The sequence below is a fragment of the Caballeronia choica genome (assembly GCF_001544535.1).
GTDB classification, from domain to species: Bacteria; Pseudomonadota; Gammaproteobacteria; order Burkholderiales; family Burkholderiaceae; genus Caballeronia; species Caballeronia choica.
This window is the reverse complement of the sequence record NZ_FCON02000544.1, coordinates 1-830: the sequence shown is the minus strand read 5'-3', so window position 1 is coordinate 830 and position 830 is coordinate 1. Positions and strand designations below refer to the sequence as shown.

At 67.6% G+C, this 830-nt stretch carries 1 protein-coding gene; it reads left to right on the top strand.

Annotation, left to right across the window (positions count from 1 at the left end):
- Window positions 1-822: helix-turn-helix transcriptional regulator (locus tag AWB68_RS45615; RefSeq protein ID WP_143282085.1), on the top strand; the 822-nt coding region annotated here is incomplete at its 5' end.
- Window positions 823-830: the final 8 nt, after the last annotated feature.

Genomic DNA, 830 nt, shown 5'->3' with positions numbered 1-830 from the left:
GCGTCGCGCATGGCCCGCGCACGCGGTAACGAGCACCGGGCCCTCGACCTGCTGGAGGCCATGTACGCGCTGGGCGTGAGCCGGCGCCAGCCCCGCTTGTGCGTGGCGAGTCTGGCCGAGCAGGTCCGCATTCACGCGGGCCGCTATCGCAGCGAGACGTGTCAGGCGCTAGTGCGCCGCATCGACGACATCCTGGCTTGCGAGGCCGGTCGCGGGCCGCTGTGGCGGGAGTCGGTCGTATTTTTGCAGTCACTCTCGCATGCCGACGCCGCCATTGCCGCACGAAGCTGGCAACAGGCGCTCAATGCACTGGACGTGGCCGGCAAACAGGCCGACGCGATGAAGATGGGCTGCTACCGTATCGAGATCATGGCTTTGCGCGCATTTGCGCAGCAACAGACGGGCGTGGATGCGTCGGCCCTGCTGCTCGAAGCGATGGACCTCGCGCAGACGTTCAGGCTGCGGCGCATGCTGATCGACGCTCATCCCGTCCTCGCGGACTGGGCGCGGCGTGCAGGCGACGCAGCCGTTCCCGAGAACGTCGGGCGAGCGCCTGCAGCCATGCCGGGCACGCGGCCCCAGCCGCGAGAGACGGGCGGACCTCGCGCGGTGCCCTGCGTCGTTCTGACACCCAGGGAGCGGGAGATTCTCGAACTGCTTGCGCGCAATCTCACCAACAAGGAGATCGCGCGCGCAGCCATGGTCGGAGAGGGCACCGTCAAGTGGCACGTCAAGAATCTCTTCGGAAAGCTTGACGCAAGTTCGCGCAAGCACGCGGTGCGCCGCGCCGTGGTGCTCGGCCTGCTCGAAGGCACTCAATAAGGACGGAA